A 17,396-nucleotide genomic window follows, 5' to 3' on the forward strand; every position below is an offset into this window, starting at 1 on the left:
GTTCTGCTACATTTTAGTCTTTAGATTGGCAACGAACTCACTTGTTGTCACTGATTGATAGCATTTAACTCAGCTAATTTCTTCATCAAAAAATTTGAGCTATGTTGCAAGTTTTGCTACATTTTCAGCCCCATTTAACTATGCCTTGACCCGTTAATATTGATGAGATCACTGATTGTCAGCTTTTAACTCAGCTAATTCCTTCATTCAAAATATTGAGGGATGTTGCAGGTTCTGCTACATTTCATTCCCATTTAACTATGGGTTGACCAGTTAATATCGATAACATGATACATTGACAACGTTTAAGTCAGCCAATTCTTTCATTCAAAATATTGAGGGATGTTGCAGGTTCTGCTACATTCTCTTATCCCATCTAACTATGACATATTGATAACATGATACGTTGACAACGTTTAAGTCAGCCAATTCTTTCATTTTAAAAATTAAGCTATGTTGCAGGTTCTGCTACATTTCTGGTTCGCAAGATATCTTGAAAAATCAGACAGCTAACTGTTTCCCCTATAGTTTTACCCCTTTTCTCCTCATCTTTCTAACATAAAAAAGAAGTGATTGGAATTTCTCAATCACTTCTTTTGGTTCTTATTTTAGTTCAAATCCTTCAATCACAAATTTTTCCACATACCCTTGGACTTGATCATCCACCATCTTAGCAGTAAAACTAACTTGATCGCCTTTTTCTAAAAATCCAGCAACTTCATAATCACTTTCATTAACGATATACAGGGTCCCATCATCTAATACAAATTTGATGATTGTTGCCTCAGTTGTAACCATCGGAGCAGTTATTCGAGCTACCTTTCCACTTACTTCTACTTCCTTAACTTCAGAAGTCGCACTAACGTTGGTTTTCTTTTCACCTAGTTTCAGACGGTAGGTCTGCAAGGTCTTTTCAACATTATCTTCCATGGCTAAAATATCACTGTCTGTGGCATTAACATACGCAATCTTTTTAAAGATGCCGTTTTTATCTAACATTGACACTACCCAAGTTGGCACACCATCAATATTATAAAGCAAGGGCATGTTGCCTTCTAATTTTTTCTCGGGAAAAACAAGGTCAACCAAATTAATCAAGCCTTCGCTATCCATCATGTTTTTCTTACTGTAATAAGTAATCTCGCCGGTACGGGCATTGATAAAAGAATACCCGATAGCCGAATCGTCAGAACTTGAGGGGGAGGTAAAATCTGTAAAATACAACATCTCTCCTTTTTCATTGAAGATCGGTGTCACTTCATCCTCTGTTCCATTCTCTGTTGCTAATTTAACGCCTTTTTTCGCCATCCGACTGTTTAACCAGCCATTTTCATATTTGCCGTAAACACTGTTCATTTCGCTAGCCATCTCTGGAGAAATTGGTGCATCAATAAATGCTGGCACATTGTTTAAATCGTAAACGTCTACTTTCCCACTTACAGTATCTAAGACAGCAATTTTCATCTTACGATAATTGGGATTTTCTGAAATCCCCCGTGGTTTATAGAGGGTTTGAACGTAATAAGCATGGCCATCATCAGCTATTTCCAACTGAGGTTCGCCGATTGATTTATATGTGGCTGTTGCAAAATAGATTTTCCGTTCCACATCTTTGAAGAAATAAGCACTAGGGATATACGTCATATCTGTTTTAACTGGCTCAGGTTGAGCATAAACATCGGTTGCTGACATCTTCAAATAACCTTCCGATGCCCCTCCTTTTAACCAACGCCAAAAGCCTTTGAACTCAAGAGGTGCAATATAGACTACTTCATCCTTCACTTTTTGGACTTGTAAATTTCCTAAGTTGTAAAATTGTTGATTTTCAAATTGGTTCATTGATTTTTTCATTTTATTCCGCACGGTTTTCGGTGGAATCGTCACCGGCGTGTCTTGTTTATCAAGTTCTGGCGTATCTGTTCCTTCAACGAGATTTAAGGTGCCATAAACTTGTTTTTTACTGTAAATATCATAACCTATTGAGGCTCCTATTAATAAAACAAAGCCGGCAATTAAAATGGCCATTTGCTTACCCAAGCTTTTCTTGCGATCAAGGACTAAGTCATCTACTTGATTGACTAAAAAGACAATGCCAAGACCCAGTAATCCCAACACAATATTTGTCATTAAATAATTAAATAAAGATTTACTTGGTAAAACAATCCAAATATAAACGCTGTTTACCAGTGTTATTGTCACAAGTAACCCGATTAGGAGTTGCCATTGCCGCTTGTTTAGTGAGCCTTTCTTTCTAACTACATAGCTCCCAACAATGATCACCAATAATATGCTGCTTATTCCTAACTGACTTAACATAATAAGTCTCCTCCTCCTAAAATTCTGCCAAACGGTTTACAGATAAACCCCAAAAAATCAAGTAGCTAAAGTAGCTACTTGATACCATTCTAGCGGTTTTTAGGACAGAACACAATCAGTCTCAAGTCTATATTTTCAGAGTCATACAAAAACTAATGACAGTTCTTCCTTTAATCTAACTAAAATTTCGGCTTTTTCCATGACTATCGCCACCGGATCTCCCCAATCATAGAAGATCAACAATCCTCGCTCCCTCTCTTTCATCATGAGTTGCAAGCGTTCAATCAAGAGACTAGCTTCCGATTTTCTCGCTCCCATTGGCGGGTAGTAATCAAATAGTTGATCCTTAATCGTCTCTAGCACATCTTCCTGTTCATAATAATACCGAATAAAAGTAACAGGCTCATCCATCATGATGCTTTCGACCTCTGGAATCGCTGAAACAGTGGTATTTAATTCTTGCAACAACTGCTTTTCATTAATCACACGACTTCCTCCTAATCGGCACCTAAGGCCTCTACTGGATCCTTTTTAGCTGCCATTCTAGCTGGCAACATGCCCCCTAGCATTGTCAGCAGAATGCTAACCAGTCCTAATAAAAGAGCATGAATCGGGTTCAATTGAGCAATATTACTCATTTCAGTCATATTTTCTAATACCAGGTTCACTGGAATGGTTAGTAAATAAGCCACGCCAATCCCCAAAAGTCCAGAACAAGTCCCTATAATAAAGGTCTCTGCATTGAATACTCGCGTTATATCCTTTTTCCGAGCTCCTAAAGCCCGCAGAACGCCTATTTCTCGAGTCCGTTCCATCACTGAAATATAAGTGATAATCCCAATCATAATCAGAGAGACCACTAAAGATATAGCAGCGAAGGCTACTAGCACAATCGTAATGCCATCTAGCACACTGCCCATTAATGACGTCACAGTTGCTGCCATATCACTGTATTCTATTTGTTCAGACTCTGGCTTACCATTGTTCCAATCAGTCAAATAACTTAAGACCTCTTCCTTGGCAGCAAAATCTTTTGGGTAAATGGTGATTAGGTCAGGACTGTCACCTTCCCCTAGTTTGGTCAATAACTGCTCTTTCGTAAGAGCACTGACAGCCGATGGCATGGTCCCAACGTTGCTCATGCGCCGACTAGGTTCCGGCAGGGCTACTGCCACAAAAGCTTCTCCCGTCATGACGTTATAATCAGCTTCACGCTGAGCCTTAAGAATCGCTGAATCTCTATTCAGATTAATTACCTCAGCGGCGAATTCTTGAGAATACTTTAGACCTTCACTTACTCCAGAAATCTCCAAACCTTCCTTTACGCGAATGATACCTGCTACCGTTAATGGGATGACTCCTTCTTTTTGAAAAGCAATCTGCTCATCAATCGCTTTAAAATAAGCCCCTTCCTGCTGGTAGTAGTCATCATTTGGAATGACGTTAATTTCATAACCAATTACCGTGTCAAAGGTCAGATCATCAGCCGACAGTCCTAAGGCCAGTAGTAATTCACTGCTTAATTGATTGTTCTCCCCAATGACTAATACTAGTTCATGTTTATTTGTCGGATAATTTCCTGCCAGCAAATCAAAATTCTCTTTTAAAAAATCACTTTGAGGGCCTTCATTAGGACTAGGATAACTGGTAAAGCCAATGGTTTCCTGATTAACAGCCTTTACTTCGCCTTGCTGACTAATTAAATTAAAGCCACTATTATACACTCGATTAACCCCAGCCACTTCTCCAGTCAATTTACTTAAATAAGTCAAAAACTCATCGCTTAGCTGATTGTCATGAGGGATTTCCTCCTCCGTGGATTTGTCAGCATAGATTAACTGACCGTCCCGTTGCTTCTTTAACGATTGAGACGGCTCATCCCCAAACTGAGGCGGGCCAAAATTAGCTGTTGTTGCTACTTTTGAAATCGTAATTGGGTAGCCGGATAGCGTATCGTTTTCCACAGAACTGATCTGTTTATCAAAGCCATTGGACAGTGATAAAACTAAGGCGATGCCAATAATTCCTATACTGGAGGCAAAGGCAATCAAACCTGTCCGCCATTTTTTAGTCGTAATATTTTTTCCTGACAGCTTTAATGCGTTCCAAAAACTCATGCTCGTTCGCCGCATCTGATAATCATGAGACGGCTGTATGGCTTCAACTGGAGCGGAGTCATGAACCACCTGACCATCGCGAAACTCGATTGTTCGCGTCGCATATGTAGCTGCCAATTCCGGATTATGGGTGACCATAATTACCAGCTTATCTTGTGCAATTTCAGCAATTAAGGTCATAATTTGTTCACTGGTTTTCGTATCCAAGGCTCCCGTTGGCTCATCTGCTAAAATAATGTCTGGATCGTTCACCAAAGAACGAGCAATCGCTACACGCTGCATTTGCCCACCTGATAATTGGTTAGGCTTTTTATGGACATGATCTGACAAGCCAACTCGCCCTAGAACAGCCAAGGCGCGACTCTTTTGCATCTCTTTGGGTACCCCGCTCAATGTCATCCCCATCATGACGTTATCCATAACAGACAGGTGAGTGATTAGGTTATAACTCTGAAAAATAAACCCAACACTGTTATTTCGATAAGCATCCCAATCTCTATCTTTAAACGTCTTGGTTGATTGTCCATTAATCTTTAAGTCTCCTTCATCATACTGAGCCAATCCACCAGCAATATTAAGTAGCGTCGTTTTTCCTGAACCACTAGGACCAAGAATCGCTGCAAACTCATTTTGGCGAAATTTTAGATTAACACCAGCCAAGGCTGTTTGTGTAAACTCACCAGTGGTATAATGTTTGTATATATTATTCAATTCTAACATCGCGATCACCCTTCCAAAAGTTGTTAATCATGAGTTTACTTTTCCAAGGTAAACTCAAGGTTAACAAATGAAGAAAAACTCAAAGTTCAGACTTAAGTCTGACTTTCGCAAGGAGATACTTATGGAAACTATTTTAATTGTTGAAGACGATCCTCATACTCAGGAACTCATGAGCATTTATCTGCGAAACAACGGCTTCCAGACAATGATCGCTCACAATGGCACACAAGCTCTGACTATTATCGATCAACAAACTATCGCCTTGGCCTTAGTCGATATTATGATGCCTGAAATGGACGGGTACCAATTGACGGAAGCCCTACGCCAAGCCAATTATCAGCTGCCGATTTTGATGGTTACTGCTAAAGAGACCCCAAGTGAAAAGAAAAAAGGATTTTTAGTGGGGACCGATGACTACATGACCAAACCTGTTGATCAGGAGGAGATGTTATTGCGGATTAGAGCCTTATTGCGCCGCTCAAAAATCATGGCTAAAAATCGGATTACTTTAGGGGAGGTGACAATTGATGCCGACTACTTGCAAATCCGCAAAGGTCAGGAGATTATTCATTTGCCCCAAAAAGAATTTTTCTTACTCTTTAAATTATTGTCTTATCCAGGAAAAATCTTTACCCGTTTACAATTAATGGATGATATCTGGGGATATGACAGTCAGACAGACGCTAAAACCGTCAATGTTCATATCAATCGACTACGGGAAAAGTTGGCCCACTTTACAGAATTTACGATTATTACGGTTCGTGGTCTAGGCTATAAGGCGGAGCGGCATCTATGAAAAAAAAGAATCGTTTTTCTTTAACCCTCGGTCTCGTCTTTTTTGTCTTTTTTATGTTGATTGCCAGCTTTATCATCATAGGCAGTTTTATTCTTATCTTAGTTAAAACAAACTTAATCGGATATATTCCACGTTTCTCTAATCGCTATCGCTTTTTTGGCCCCTTTATCATTATTTTTGTTTTTAGTATTATCATGGGAACAACCTTGACAGCTTTATTTAGTCATAAAATCTTGCATCCATTTAAGCGTGCCATCAATGCCATTAACCAAGTAGCTAATGGTGATTTAGAGACCACCCTTCACTATGAGCGGGGCCCTTATGAGTTAATTGAATTGAGCCATAGCTTTAATCGAATGACCAAAGAATTAAGCGGCATTGATACCTTGCGAAGTGATTTTATCAATCATTTTTCCCATGAGTTTAAAACGCCCATCGTGTCCATTCAAGGGTTTGCCAAACTGCTAAAGGATCCTGCTATTACGGAGCAGGATCGCCAGAGGTACATCGATATTATTATTCAGGAATCGACTCGTTTAACAAGTTTGTCTGCTAATGTCCTAAATTTGACAAAAGTTGAAACCATTGAAATATTGCCCGAGAAAAGCAACATTCAACTGGATGAACAATTGCGTCAAGTAATTTTGCTGCTAGAGCCAAAATGGCAAGTAAAACAAATCAGCTTTCATCTTGAGTTGGTAGAGTGTCAAATCAACTCAAATGATGAGCTCCTGCAACAGATGTGGATTAACTTGATCGATAATGCCATCAAGTTTTCCTCAAAAAACAGCCTGATCACGATCACACTAAGGAGTGACACTCAGGAAGTAATGATCAGTATTCAGGATCAAGGACTTGGGATGGATTGCGAAACCCAAGGCCAAGTCTTTAATAAGTTTTATCAAGGCGATCGATCTCACACCATTGAAGGAAATGGTCTTGGACTTTCCTTAGTTAAACGCATCATCACCTTGTGCCAAGGGCGGATTGAACTCGAAAGTACCCCACATCAAGGCAGTACTTTTACTGTCTATCTGCCGAAATAAAAAGGAGGTCTTTATGTCAATCGATGAAACTGAAATCTGGGATTTATATAATTAAAATCGCTCTAAAACAGGTGAGTCACATCTGCGGGAAGTCTTGCCTAAAGATCGTTATCACTTAGTCGTTCATGTTTGTGTATTTAACCAACTGAATCAATTACTAATTCAGCGACGTCAAGTCGATAAAATTGCCTATCCCGATATGTGGGACCTCTCTGGGGCAGGCTCAGCTCTTCAAGGAGAGACAAGTCAAGAAGCGGCTGAACGTGAGATTGCTGAAGAGCTTGGACTTGTGATTAATTTGGCGGGCAAACGACCTCGCCTTACCCTTAATTTTCCTGAAGGTTTTGACGACTATTGGATGATTTATCAGGAAGTCGACCTCGCCAGCTTACATCTACAAACCAGTGAAGTTCAGGATGCGCGTCGGGCAATAAAAGAAGAAGTCTTAGCATTAGCCAAAGCCGGAAAATTCATTCCTTAGTTTTTCTTAAGCAGTCTTTTCGACTTAAAGGATTACCCTTTGCTTAAATCATGAGTCTTCATTTTTTTAGAGGTGATTGCCATTTTGACCGCAAATGATATACTTAGTAGACCAACTATTGAAAGGGACCTAAAACATGGCCAAACGTCGTTTTTTTTACGGGTATAAGCGTGATTTTGCTCGCTTTCTTTCTACCCATCTGTCCAGTATCCAGTTAATTGTCATTTATTATCTTATTTTAACGGTTATTTCATTTATCCTATTAAAATTGCCTTTTTTCCGTCATACAGATGTTCACACGAGTTTACTAGATGATCTTTTTATGGCCATTAGTACGGTTAGTGTGACTGGTTTAAGTACGTTTAATATTAATGAGGTCTTTAATGACCGGGGAGTTATCTTACTTGAAGTCCTTTTCCAAGTCGGTGGCTTGGGAATCATGATGGTCTCAACCTTCTTTTTTATTGTCTCAAGGCGAAAGATTTCCCTGAAACAGCGCCAATTGATCATGACTGATATGAATCAACCTAAATTAAGTGGAATCGTCCGCTTAATTCGAACGACTTTAGGGATTTTATTATGGATTCAATTGATATTTGGCGGAATTTTCTCCGTTCATTTTTATCTATCTAATCACCATGCCACTATTCGAGACGCGATTTTTTATGGCTTTTATCAATCCATTTCTGCAGTCACCAACTCTGGTTTTGATGTAACTGGGGCTTCCTTGACCCCTTATGCTAATGATTATTTCTTTATTATCTGTATCATTATTCTGATTATCATTGGCGGGATCGGCTTCCCGGTTATTATGGAAATAAAAGAATGGTTATTTTTCAAAAAGAAACGCCGTGGTTATCCTTTTCGCTTTTCTTTATTTAGTAAATTAGCCATTGGGGCCTTCTTGATTCTGTTTATTGTCGGCACTCTATTAATTTACTTATTGGAACGCCAACACTTATTTGCAGATATGGGAGAAAGCCAACGGTGGATCACTTCCATGTTTTATTCCATGACCACCCGGAATGCCGGCTTACAGATGAATGATCTAACTACCTTTCAAACTCCAACCTTATTGGTTTTTTCAACTTTGATGTTTATTGGTTGTAGCCCCAGTTCTGTTGGTGGGGGTGTCCGGACCACGACTGTGGCGATTGTCGTTTTATACATGTTCTCCTTTATTAAAAGTGAGGAAAATATTAGTATTTTTGGTCGACGAATTTCAGAAGAAGATATAAAAAAAGCCATTGTGGTTTTTAATTTGTCACTGTTAATGTGTTTTTTCTCGGTGATGACCCTAGCTGCAACTGAAAAACATTCTCTGATTTCAATCGTTGTGGAAGTCGCTTCAGCTTTCGGAACAACCGGTCTTTCAATGGGGATTACGGGAGATCTATCTGTCATTGGAAAAATCATCATCGCAGCCTTGATGTTTATCGGGCGAGTCGGCATGCTTTACACCTTAATGCTTTTTGTGCCAAAGGAAATGCAAGATAAAGGGTATCTTTATCCGACTGAAAAAATTATCATTGGCTAATTTAAGGAGATGATTCACAGAATTAATGTGAGTCATCTCCTTGATTGCTTGAAGCAAAACGCTAAAAAATAGTCTTTTTCTTAAGACTGCTCGCCTTGGTTGCAAAAGCATTAAAAAACAACAAAATTTATGGTATGATGAACTGGATATAAAATTAAGTTTTCAATGAAGATGATTCATTGTTAGCAGGAGGAATAATGAATGACCTTACGAAGTCAGTTAGCCACGTTTGTGGGAAAATCAAGTCAATGGTTTTTACAAACCTTTCTGAAAGGTGGCAGTAGTTTACCTGGAAAGCTTGCCTTAAAAATTGACCCCAATATTTTAGATAGTTTAGCCAAAGATTTTGAGGTCATTGTCGTCACTGGAACGAATGGAAAAACTCTGACAACGGCTTTAACCGTCAATATTTTAAAACAGGAATTTGATAATGTTCTGACCAATCCAACGGGTGCCAATATGGCCCAAGGTATTGTCTCGACTTTTCTTTCTGCCAAAAATAAACGGGGACAGAAAAAATTTGCTGTCTTGGAAATAGATGAAGCCAGCTTGAGCAAAGTGACCGAACATATTAAGCCTAAACTCTTTTTATTTACAAATATTTTCCGCGATCAAATGGATCGTTACGGGGAAATTTATACCACTTATAAATTGATTGTCGATGGCGCTGCAAAAGCTCCAGATGCTACTATTTTAGCCAATGGGGACCTGCCAATTTTTAATTCTGTCGAGACAGTAAATAAACATGAATATTTTGGCTTTAATCATGAAAATGACGGCGAGCTTATGGCTCATTACAATACTGATGGCGTTGTTTGTCCCAACTGTCACCATATTCTCCACTACAAAATGATTACGTACAGCAATCTTGGCAACTATTATTGCCCGAATTGCGACTTTAAACGGCCTGAGCTGGATTACCAGTTGACCTTACTCGATAACATGACTAATACATCTGCTGAATTTGTGATTGATAATGAGCGCTACAACATTGAAGTCGGAGGATTATATAACGTCTATAATGCCTTGGCCGCTACAGCTGTTGCTGAACATTACCGTGTGGCCCCAGAAAAAATCCGAGCTGGTTTGGCTTATGATGAAAAAATCTTCGGCCGTCAAGAAGTCATCAACATTGATGGTAAAAAATGTACACTTGTATTAGTAAAAAATCCTGTTGGCCTTAATCAAGTCATAGATATGATTGACCTGGCACCAAAACCATTTTCACTTGTCAGTTTACTCAATGACAATTCGGCTGACGGCATTGACATCAGCTGGATTTGGGATGGGAATCATGAAGCCTTTGCGGAGATGGGCATCCCCCAAGTGCTGACAGGCGGTATTCGCCGCAAAGATATGACTTTGCGAATGAAAGTAGCTGGCATCCCTGAGTCGCAAATTAAAGAAGTGGACAGCTTGATCCATGTCATTGACGAAATCAAACAGTTACCAACTGAGCAAGTCTTTATTTTAGCCACCTACACTGCGGTGCTTCAACTCCGCAAAGAATTAGCCAATCAGGGCTATATCAAAGGAGGAATGTAAGATGAGCTTAGAAATTAGAGCCTGTCATCTTTATGGCAACTTGCTTAATACTTATGGGGATAACGGTAATATGCTCATGATGGCCTACCAGGCCAAGCAACTTGGCGTCACTTTCACTTCAGAAATTATTAGTGTTTATGAAGAGTTTGATCCAGACAGTTATGATTTTGTCTTTTTTGGTGGTGGCCAAGACTTTGAGCAACTGATTGTCTCAAAAGATTTGCAGACCAAAAAAGAGCCACTTACTCGTTACATTGAAGAAAATGGCGTCATGCTTGCTATTTGTGGTGGTTATCAAATGTTGGGGCACTATTATATGGGAGCCCATGGTGAAAAAATTCCCGGGATTAGTGCCTTGGATCACTACACCTTAAGCCAAGACAACAATCGTTTTATTGGGGATGTGGAAATTTACAATGAGGAATTCAAAGAGGCCTATGAAGGATTTGAAAATCATAATGGAAAAACCTATCTCGGCAAAGGTGAACGTCCTTTAGGCGTTGTAAAGGAAGGATACGGCAACAATGGCGAAGATAAGACAGAGGGAGCTATCTATAAAAATACCTACTGTAGTTATTTCCACGGACCCCTTCTAGCAAGAAATGAGCATCTGGCTAAACGCTTGATTCAATTAATCTTAGTCAAAAAATACGGTGAAGATTACTTAACGAAATAGCTATTTTTTAGTCAGTTAAGCCCTTAAGAACTCTTTTTTCTATTTAACTTGATCACCATATTTGATCAAATAAAAAAAGACTGGCGTTTGCTAGCCAGTCTTTTTTGCTCTATATTTCATTTGGATTGTCTTCATGCTCAAAAAATTCCCTGGTAAACCCTTCGCCAATCACACTCTGGGCATCGTTAATGATGACAAAAGCCAGTGGGTCAATGTCGTCGATAATTTTTTGAATGGGTAATAACTGTTGGCGACTAATCACGACGTATAACATTTTTTTATCATTTTTTTTATAGTGTCCGGTCGCATTAATAATGGTGATGCCTCGCTCCAACTGGTTGCTGATGGCTTCGGCAATTTTTTCGTGTTTTTCGGAAATGATCGTCACCGTTTTCTTTGGGTTAGCACCTTCTAAAATGAAATCCAATAATTTAGTGGATACCGCTAAGGAAACAATGGTGAACATCATGCTTTCCAGGCCGATAACAAAAACAGAGGGAACTACCACAATCAAATCAAAAAATAGGAGGGCATAACTGGTATTCCAGCCTAAATACTTATTAGCTAACTTAGCCAAAATCGCACTTCCTGCTGTAGTTCCATTGCCTTTCATTATCAAGCCCATACCAACCCCCATCAAGGCACCAGCTGCCATTGAGGCAATAATAACTTCACTTGTTTGGACAACTAATTGATCAGTTAGTTTCAAGAAAAAAGACATGGCGATAACCGCATACAAGGTAAAAAAAATGGTTTCACGATCTAAAAACTTATAGCCAATTATTAATAATATTGTATTAAAAAAAACATTGGTTATGGCCGGTGAGATGCCATTGGTATAATAAAGAATCATCGTCAGACCGGTAACCCCGCCTTCACCCAAGTTATTTGGCAATGCAAATGAATTCACCGCAATCGCAAATATAAAGGACCCCACCGTAATTTTTATCAGATTAAATAATAGCGTTTGATAGTTTTTTTTCATTTTTAAGCCCGCCTCCCCGTAAAAAAAGACGCACTTTCACGTCCTCTTACACGATACTAAATCTTCAGGATTTTTGCAACTCATCCGGTTGAATTTTTATGCAAATTATCGACCTCTTTCGCTATCCACCAATCCCTAACTTATGCTAAAATGGAATCACTAACCTAGATGAGGTGTTCATATGGCTCAAACCATTGTTGAAAAATTAAAACTAAACAATTACCACAATAAAACTATTTTAAACGTCCCGGCTGATAGCGATTATTTTACTAGCCTAGAACCAACTAACCTGAGTGATCAATTGACGGGCAGAATGGAAGACTTGATGATTCTTTTTGTCTATTCAAAAGAAGAAATGTTTCAACAAATAAAAGAACTGACCCTTTCTCAATCCTTTAATAAAAATGGTTATTTCTTTATTGCCTATCCGAAAATCGGCAATTCTAAATACCCCAACACCGTTCATCGTGATGAGATTTTTCCTGCTTTGGGAATTGATCCAAGTGGTGATGGTTATCTTGCCGATACCGATTTCAAATTTTCGCGTATGGTCAAATTAGACGATTACTTTACAATCGTTGGCCTAAAGTACTTGCCTATTCGAAAAAAAAATACCGCAACTAGCCAAAAAGTTAAAGACTATGCTACATTTGTTCCTGAATTACAGCAACGCTTAGAAGCTAATCCAGATATTCTCAACCTTTTTAACGAATTAACTGTCGGATATCAACGTAATTGGGCACGCTATATTTATAGTGCAAAGCAACTTACCACTCAAGTGAAGCGTTTCGAAGAGATGCAAACAATCATTCCTTTAGGCTACAAAAGTAAAGACCTGTATCAGCAATCTCAAAGAGAGCAAACAAACTAAGGTCCCGTATCGTTTATTAAATAAGAAAAAGACGACAAAGTGTCGTCTTTTTCTTATTTTCCTGCTAGGTAAGCTTTAGTAACTGTTAGTAAGCGTGTGACCTGATCTGATGCTGCCGCTTTAACGTTGTCACCATTTTGCATCGCACCTTCACCATCGATCGTAGCACTAGTACCATAAGGATTACCACCTGCCGCAAATGTTGACGCATTAACATATCCAGCCGGTACGATAACGGCTCCCCAATGTTGCATCACCGTGTAAATACCTTGAATTACCTGTTCTTGCCCACCGTTAGGGTTTTGTGCAGAAGACATCGCCGTCACAAATTTATTGGCTAATTTTCCTTGAGCCCACAGACCACCTTGTAAATCCATAAATTGTTTCATCTGACTAGCCATCATACCAAAACGGGATGGTGAACTGAAGACAATTGCATCCGCCCATAATAAATCCTCTGATGTTGCTCCTGGGATATCACGGCTTTCTTCAACATTTTTTCGCCATAAGGGATTGGAATCAATGGCCACATCTGGCGCTAACTCCTGAGCTTGGCGGATTCTAACCTCAGCTCCAAAATTCTCTCCAGCTTCTTTTGACCATCTTGCTAATTGCGTATTGCTTCCTGTTGAACTATAAAAAACGACTAATAAATTTAATGACATATGATATGTCCTCCTTATATATACTTATTTTTTGTAAGTAACTTACACTTATTATACTAACATTTTGTAAGTAAGTTATCAAGTCTTTTGTCTCCCTTCTTTTTATTTGACAAAAATCCGTTGTTTTAGAGTGATTTCCACGAAAAAAAGCTTAAGACATTTGTCTTAAGCTTTGACTCTGTTCTAACATTAGTGCCAAAAATCGAAACGGCCTTTTTTCATCAATAGTGACGGCGTCCCAACTTGCAATAATGATTTATCAACAATTCCCTTTTTCATAACAGAGGCTGTCCAGCCTTTCCAATCTTTGTTAAAGGAATGACCAATCCCTTCGTTATTTCCAAGAGAGGCTACCGTCCCTAGGGATTTAAAGGTAAAATTCTTTAGCTCTTTGCCTTGAATGGCTAATTCCATATTTTCAACCACTTGATCCGCTTGACCAAGGGCAATTTGAGCCGTTGTTGGATAAGGACGACCGTTAGCTTCATCCATAACCGCACTCACGTCACCAATCATGAAAATTTCGGGATGACCTGGAACTGTTAAGTTAGGGGCAACCATTACCCGGCCACGTCGTTCTTCAAAGCCTGACTCACCAATTACGCTACTTCCACGAACACCAGTGGTCCAAATAATCGTGCTAGCTTCGACTTCTTTTAGTTCACCCGCTTCTTCATAAACAACTGAATCAGCTTTAATTTCTTTAATAGGAGTTCCAACGATAAAATTGACTCCTCGTTTTTTCAAAACTCCGACGCCATAATCGGACAAATTACTTGAAAACATTGGCAATAACGTTGGCATTGCTTCAATGCAGGTAATCTTAATTTTATCAATTGGAAATTTATAACTGTCAGCCAATTTTGGCAAACGATTAGTAATTTCACCTAAATATTCAATACTTGTAAAACCAGCACCACAAACGACGATACTTAAGTCTTTTTCATCTAAAGACTGTTGATAATTGCGAATGTTTTTATCTAATTGGGCTTTAGCAGCTTCTGCTGTTTTAATGTCAACAAGAGGCCAACCAAATTCGTCAACACCTTTGATGCCAAATGACTCCGACTCGAAGCCTAAGGCCACGACCAAATAATCGTATTCAACTGTTGCGCCTTTTTTCAACTGAACTTGCTTGTTTTCTTTGTCAATCAGTTTCACAGTGCCTTTAATAAATTTTACTTTGCTATCATTAATAACATCTTTTACATCAAAACTAATTTTTTTAGCTGGCTGAGTGCCAGCTGCCACCTCGTGTAACTGGGTTGCTTCATAATGATAGTCATTTTTGTTGATTAGGGTAATATCCGCGTTAAGATTTTTTTTCTGTAAGCCTTTAACCGTTCTTAGACCTGCGTAGCCTGCTCCTAAAACAACAATTTTTGTTTTACTCATTTCATCGGTTCCTCCCAAATGTTAGTGCTAAATTACAATTTAAAGACGGTTTTTCGAAACCACTTTTGTTCACACAATTACTATTAAAACATATTTCACAAAATAACCATAATAATCTGTTTGAGAATTTTTCACCATCCTCTTACATCCCTTGCTTTCCTTTTCATAATAACATAGCCATCGGCACTTTTGAATAAGAGTCAGATTTTTTCCGCCAAATCAATTCGTCCCATTTTCAACCGAAAAAACTTTGTGAAGTTTATTTCTTAATCTTCAATCGTTTCAGCCCAACAATTGAGAAAGTCGAGCTCATTTTTCACACAAAAAACTCTCTTCTGAGTAAAATAATCAGAAGAGAGGACCCATTTACAATTCATTGATCATCCGATCAGGTTGCTGTTTCCACAGTAGTGTTAAACCAAATGACACGGCTAAAATCACTATTACCACAAAATACGGATAGTGGCTGTCAACGTCTAATAAGGTCCCTGACAAAATAGGTCCTACAATATTGCCAACACTAGTTAAAGCCGAGTTGATACCACTGACCGTTCCTTGATTCTCACCAGCATTTTTGGATAAAAAAGTCGTGATTGCTGGTCTAATTAGATCAAAGGCTAAAAAAACCACAAATGTGGAAATCAAGACGGTCCAGTAACCTGTTGCAAAAACGATTCCTGCCACGAAAATCGCACTTAAGAGTAAACAAATACGGATCAATCCCACTTCACCCACCCGTTTAACCATGGCATCAAAGAAAACCAGTTGCGCAATTAATGCCAAAACACCACTGACGGTTATAACTACAGCAATATCGGTGACTGAAAAACCGAAATTTAAATCAACATAAATACTGTAAATCGACTCAAACGCCGCTAAACCGAAGGCATTGATTAAGATAATTAAAAAGGGAAACGCTAAAATAGGTGTTAGCATGACTTCTTTCATACTAGATTTTGGCTTATTGTGGACAGCTTCAACACGTGGCGGTTCCTTTAAGAACGCCCATGCAAAAACAAAACCAATCAGCCCTAAAAGACTGGCCACAAAAAAAGGCAGGCGAGTTGAAATGTCACCAAGAAATCCACCGATTCCAGGCCCGATAATAAAACCGCCACTAATCGCTCCCGATACCCATCCCATGGCTTTTGGCCGTTCTTCAATGGTCGTCACATCCGCCACGAAAGCCATAACTGACGGCATAATCAAGGCAGCACCCAAACCACCTAAGAGACGAGAGACATATAAAATCGTCACCTCTTGTCCGATACCATATAAAAATTCAGATACGGCATACACCAACATACCGATCACAATCATTTTTTTCCGACCAAATAAATCGGAAAAACGACCTGCAATTGGCGAACAGACTAATTGAGCAACTGCAAAGGCTGCAACTAAATAACCCATCGTTTGTCCAGATAACCCCATTTCACGCATAAAAGTTGGCATTACTGGAATAACCAAGCCGATTCCTAAAAAGACGACAAATAAATTGGCAATGACAATTAACAACATACTCATCGTTTGTTTGTTCTTCATTCAAACACTCCTAACAATAGTCTAATCTTACATATTATGCCTGTTTTCAATCTTCAGAGCAAGAAAAAAAGACCCATTTTCAGTCTTTTCTTAATTCCCTTCTGTTATTTTTAGATAATCACTGGCCAAAATAGCATAAAATTCACTGTTCACCCACTGATCATCAAATCTAAACACTTCTCGTTTTGTCCCTTCATAGACAAAACCACTTTTTTCATAAACATGACGGGCACGGGGATTAAACGAAAAAACTTCCAGTTCTAAGCGATTTAGCTGTAAAAAATCAAAGGCATATGCCACTATTAGTTTTGTGGCAACTTGACCAATCCCTTGATTACGTCCTTGTTCACCAATTAAGATGCGAAAATTAGCGCTATTACTATTTTCATCCCACTCATTGATTACCACTTCCCCTACCACTTTCGATAGTTCATGATAATAAATCGCTAAATCAAGACGGTCATCCTGCTGGTTGCGACTGTTGTACCAAGCCACCGTTCGTTCAATTTCCACAGTTGACATGGCTTCCTGAGCCTCTTGGCTAGTTACGGCGCTACCAGTTAAGCGATTAACTTCCGGTTCTTGTAAAATGTCTAATAACTCTTTTTGATCCCTTGCTTCAAAGGGTCTTAGCAAAACAGTGCCACTTTCTAAATAAGGCTTTGTTTTAAAATCTGGTTTCACTTAATTCATCTCCCTCTATT

General features: G+C 39.0%; 15 protein-coding genes. 7 read left to right on the forward strand and 8 right to left on the reverse strand.

Going from position 1 to position 17,396, the window contains the following annotated elements; genetic code table 11:
* Positions 1–603: 603 nt before the first annotated feature.
* The 3 genes from RWN13_RS06220 to RWN13_RS06230 form a co-directional block, all read right to left on the reverse strand.
* Positions 604–2,316 (reverse strand): DNA-binding protein, encoded by a 1,713-nt coding sequence (locus RWN13_RS06220; protein ID WP_314061580.1) that lies wholly within the window; start codon positions 2,314–2,316, stop codon positions 604–606.
* Between the two features lie 141 nt (positions 2,317–2,457).
* Complete coding sequence (locus RWN13_RS06225; protein ID WP_314061582.1) at positions 2,458–2,802, reverse strand: hypothetical protein; 345 nt, start codon at positions 2,800–2,802, stop codon at positions 2,458–2,460.
* A gap of 11 nt (positions 2,803–2,813) precedes the next feature.
* Positions 2,814–5,153 (reverse strand): ATP-binding cassette domain-containing protein, encoded by a 2,340-nt coding sequence (locus tag RWN13_RS06230; protein WP_314061584.1) that lies wholly within the window; start codon positions 5,151–5,153, stop codon positions 2,814–2,816.
* A gap of 121 nt (positions 5,154–5,274) precedes the next feature.
* Here RWN13_RS06230 and RWN13_RS06235 point away from each other — a divergent pair, with 121 nt between their 5' ends.
* The 6 genes from RWN13_RS06235 to RWN13_RS06260 all read left to right on the forward strand — a co-directional run bounded on the left by RWN13_RS06235 (position 5,275) and on the right by RWN13_RS06260 (position 11,234).
* Positions 5,275–5,949 (forward strand): response regulator transcription factor, encoded by a 675-nt coding sequence (locus RWN13_RS06235; protein WP_314061586.1) that lies wholly within the window; start codon positions 5,275–5,277, stop codon positions 5,947–5,949.
* Positions 5,946–6,995: a HAMP domain-containing sensor histidine kinase gene (locus tag RWN13_RS06240; RefSeq protein WP_314061587.1), complete on the forward strand. Its 1,050-nt coding sequence runs from the start codon at positions 5,946–5,948 to the stop codon at positions 6,993–6,995. Before RWN13_RS06235 ends, RWN13_RS06240 begins: the two co-directional genes overlap by 4 nt.
* A 94-nt stretch (positions 6,996–7,089) precedes the next feature.
* Complete coding sequence (locus RWN13_RS06245) at positions 7,090–7,476, forward strand: NUDIX domain-containing protein (RefSeq protein ID WP_314061588.1); 387 nt, start codon at positions 7,090–7,092, stop codon at positions 7,474–7,476.
* Between the two features lie 136 nt (positions 7,477–7,612).
* Complete coding sequence (locus RWN13_RS06250; RefSeq protein ID WP_314061589.1) at positions 7,613–9,013, forward strand: potassium transporter TrkG; 1,401 nt, start codon at positions 7,613–7,615, stop codon at positions 9,011–9,013.
* Positions 9,014–9,214: 201 nt separating this feature from the next.
* Complete coding sequence (locus tag RWN13_RS06255) at positions 9,215–10,558, forward strand: Mur ligase family protein (protein WP_314061591.1); 1,344 nt, start codon at positions 9,215–9,217, stop codon at positions 10,556–10,558.
* Between the two features lies 1 nt (position 10,559).
* Positions 10,560–11,234 carry an adenosylcobyric acid synthase gene (locus RWN13_RS06260; RefSeq protein ID WP_314061592.1) on the forward strand — a complete coding sequence of 225 codons (675 nt, stop codon included), beginning with the start codon at positions 10,560–10,562 and terminating at the stop codon, positions 11,232–11,234.
* A 109-nt stretch (positions 11,235–11,343) separates the two neighbouring features.
* On the opposite strand, the gene RWN13_RS06265 is transcribed toward RWN13_RS06260, so the two are convergent.
* Positions 11,344–12,219: a YitT family protein gene (locus tag RWN13_RS06265; protein ID WP_314061594.1), complete on the reverse strand. Its 876-nt coding sequence runs from the start codon at positions 12,217–12,219 to the stop codon at positions 11,344–11,346.
* 181 nt (positions 12,220–12,400) lie between these two features.
* On the opposite strand from RWN13_RS06265, the gene RWN13_RS06270 reads away from it, so the two are divergent.
* Positions 12,401–13,090 carry a YdeI/OmpD-associated family protein gene (locus RWN13_RS06270; RefSeq protein ID WP_314061596.1) on the forward strand — a complete coding sequence of 230 codons (690 nt, stop codon included), beginning with the start codon at positions 12,401–12,403 and terminating at the stop codon, positions 13,088–13,090.
* A 53-nt stretch (positions 13,091–13,143) separates the two neighbouring features.
* Here RWN13_RS06270 and wrbA read toward each other — a convergent pair whose 3' ends face one another.
* From wrbA to RWN13_RS06290, 4 genes are all read right to left on the reverse strand, one after another.
* Positions 13,144–13,755, reverse strand: coding sequence for an NAD(P)H:quinone oxidoreductase type IV (gene wrbA, locus RWN13_RS06275; RefSeq protein WP_314061597.1), 612 nt, complete (start codon positions 13,753–13,755; stop codon positions 13,144–13,146).
* Between the two features lie 189 nt (positions 13,756–13,944).
* Positions 13,945–15,150, reverse strand: a complete 1,206-nt coding sequence (locus RWN13_RS06280; protein WP_314061598.1) for an NAD(P)/FAD-dependent oxidoreductase — start codon at positions 15,148–15,150, stop codon at positions 13,945–13,947.
* Positions 15,151–15,516: 366 nt separating this feature from the next.
* Entirely contained in the window at positions 15,517–16,692 is a 1,176-nt protein-coding gene (locus RWN13_RS06285; protein WP_314061600.1) for an MFS transporter, read from the reverse strand.
* Between the two features lie 90 nt (positions 16,693–16,782).
* A complete protein-coding gene (locus RWN13_RS06290; protein ID WP_314061601.1) occupies positions 16,783–17,376 on the reverse strand; it encodes a GNAT family protein in 594 nt (197 codons plus the stop codon).
* Positions 17,377–17,396 lie beyond the last annotated feature (20 nt).

This window comes from uncultured Vagococcus sp. (genome assembly GCF_963518325.1).
Classification (GTDB): Bacteria; Bacillota; Bacilli; order Lactobacillales; family Vagococcaceae; genus Vagococcus_D.

Coding starts and splice junctions, on each gene's coding strand:
- RWN13_RS06220 (WP_314061580.1), bottom strand. CDS start 2,316: ATGTTAAGTCAGTTAGGAATAAGCAGCATATTATTGGTGATCATTGTT.
- RWN13_RS06230 (WP_314061584.1), bottom strand. CDS start 5,153: ATGTTAGAATTGAATAATATATACAAACATTATACCACTGGTGAGTTT.
- RWN13_RS06235 (WP_314061586.1), top strand. CDS start 5,275: ATGGAAACTATTTTAATTGTTGAAGACGATCCTCATACTCAGGAACTC.
- RWN13_RS06240 (WP_314061587.1), top strand. CDS start 5,946: ATGAAAAAAAAGAATCGTTTTTCTTTAACCCTCGGTCTCGTCTTTTTT.
- RWN13_RS06250 (WP_314061589.1), top strand. CDS start 7,613: ATGGCCAAACGTCGTTTTTTTTACGGGTATAAGCGTGATTTTGCTCGC.
- RWN13_RS06255 (WP_314061591.1), top strand. CDS start 9,215: ATGACCTTACGAAGTCAGTTAGCCACGTTTGTGGGAAAATCAAGTCAA.
- RWN13_RS06260 (WP_314061592.1), top strand. CDS start 10,560: ATGAGCTTAGAAATTAGAGCCTGTCATCTTTATGGCAACTTGCTTAAT.
- RWN13_RS06265 (WP_314061594.1), bottom strand. CDS start 12,219: ATGAAAAAAAACTATCAAACGCTATTATTTAATCTGATAAAAATTACG.
- RWN13_RS06270 (WP_314061596.1), top strand. CDS start 12,401: ATGGCTCAAACCATTGTTGAAAAATTAAAACTAAACAATTACCACAAT.
- wrbA (WP_314061597.1), bottom strand. CDS start 13,755: ATGTCATTAAATTTATTAGTCGTTTTTTATAGTTCAACAGGAAGCAAT.
- RWN13_RS06280 (WP_314061598.1), bottom strand. CDS start 15,150: ATGAGTAAAACAAAAATTGTTGTTTTAGGAGCAGGCTACGCAGGTCTA.
- RWN13_RS06285 (WP_314061600.1), bottom strand. CDS start 16,692: ATGAAGAACAAACAAACGATGAGTATGTTGTTAATTGTCATTGCCAAT.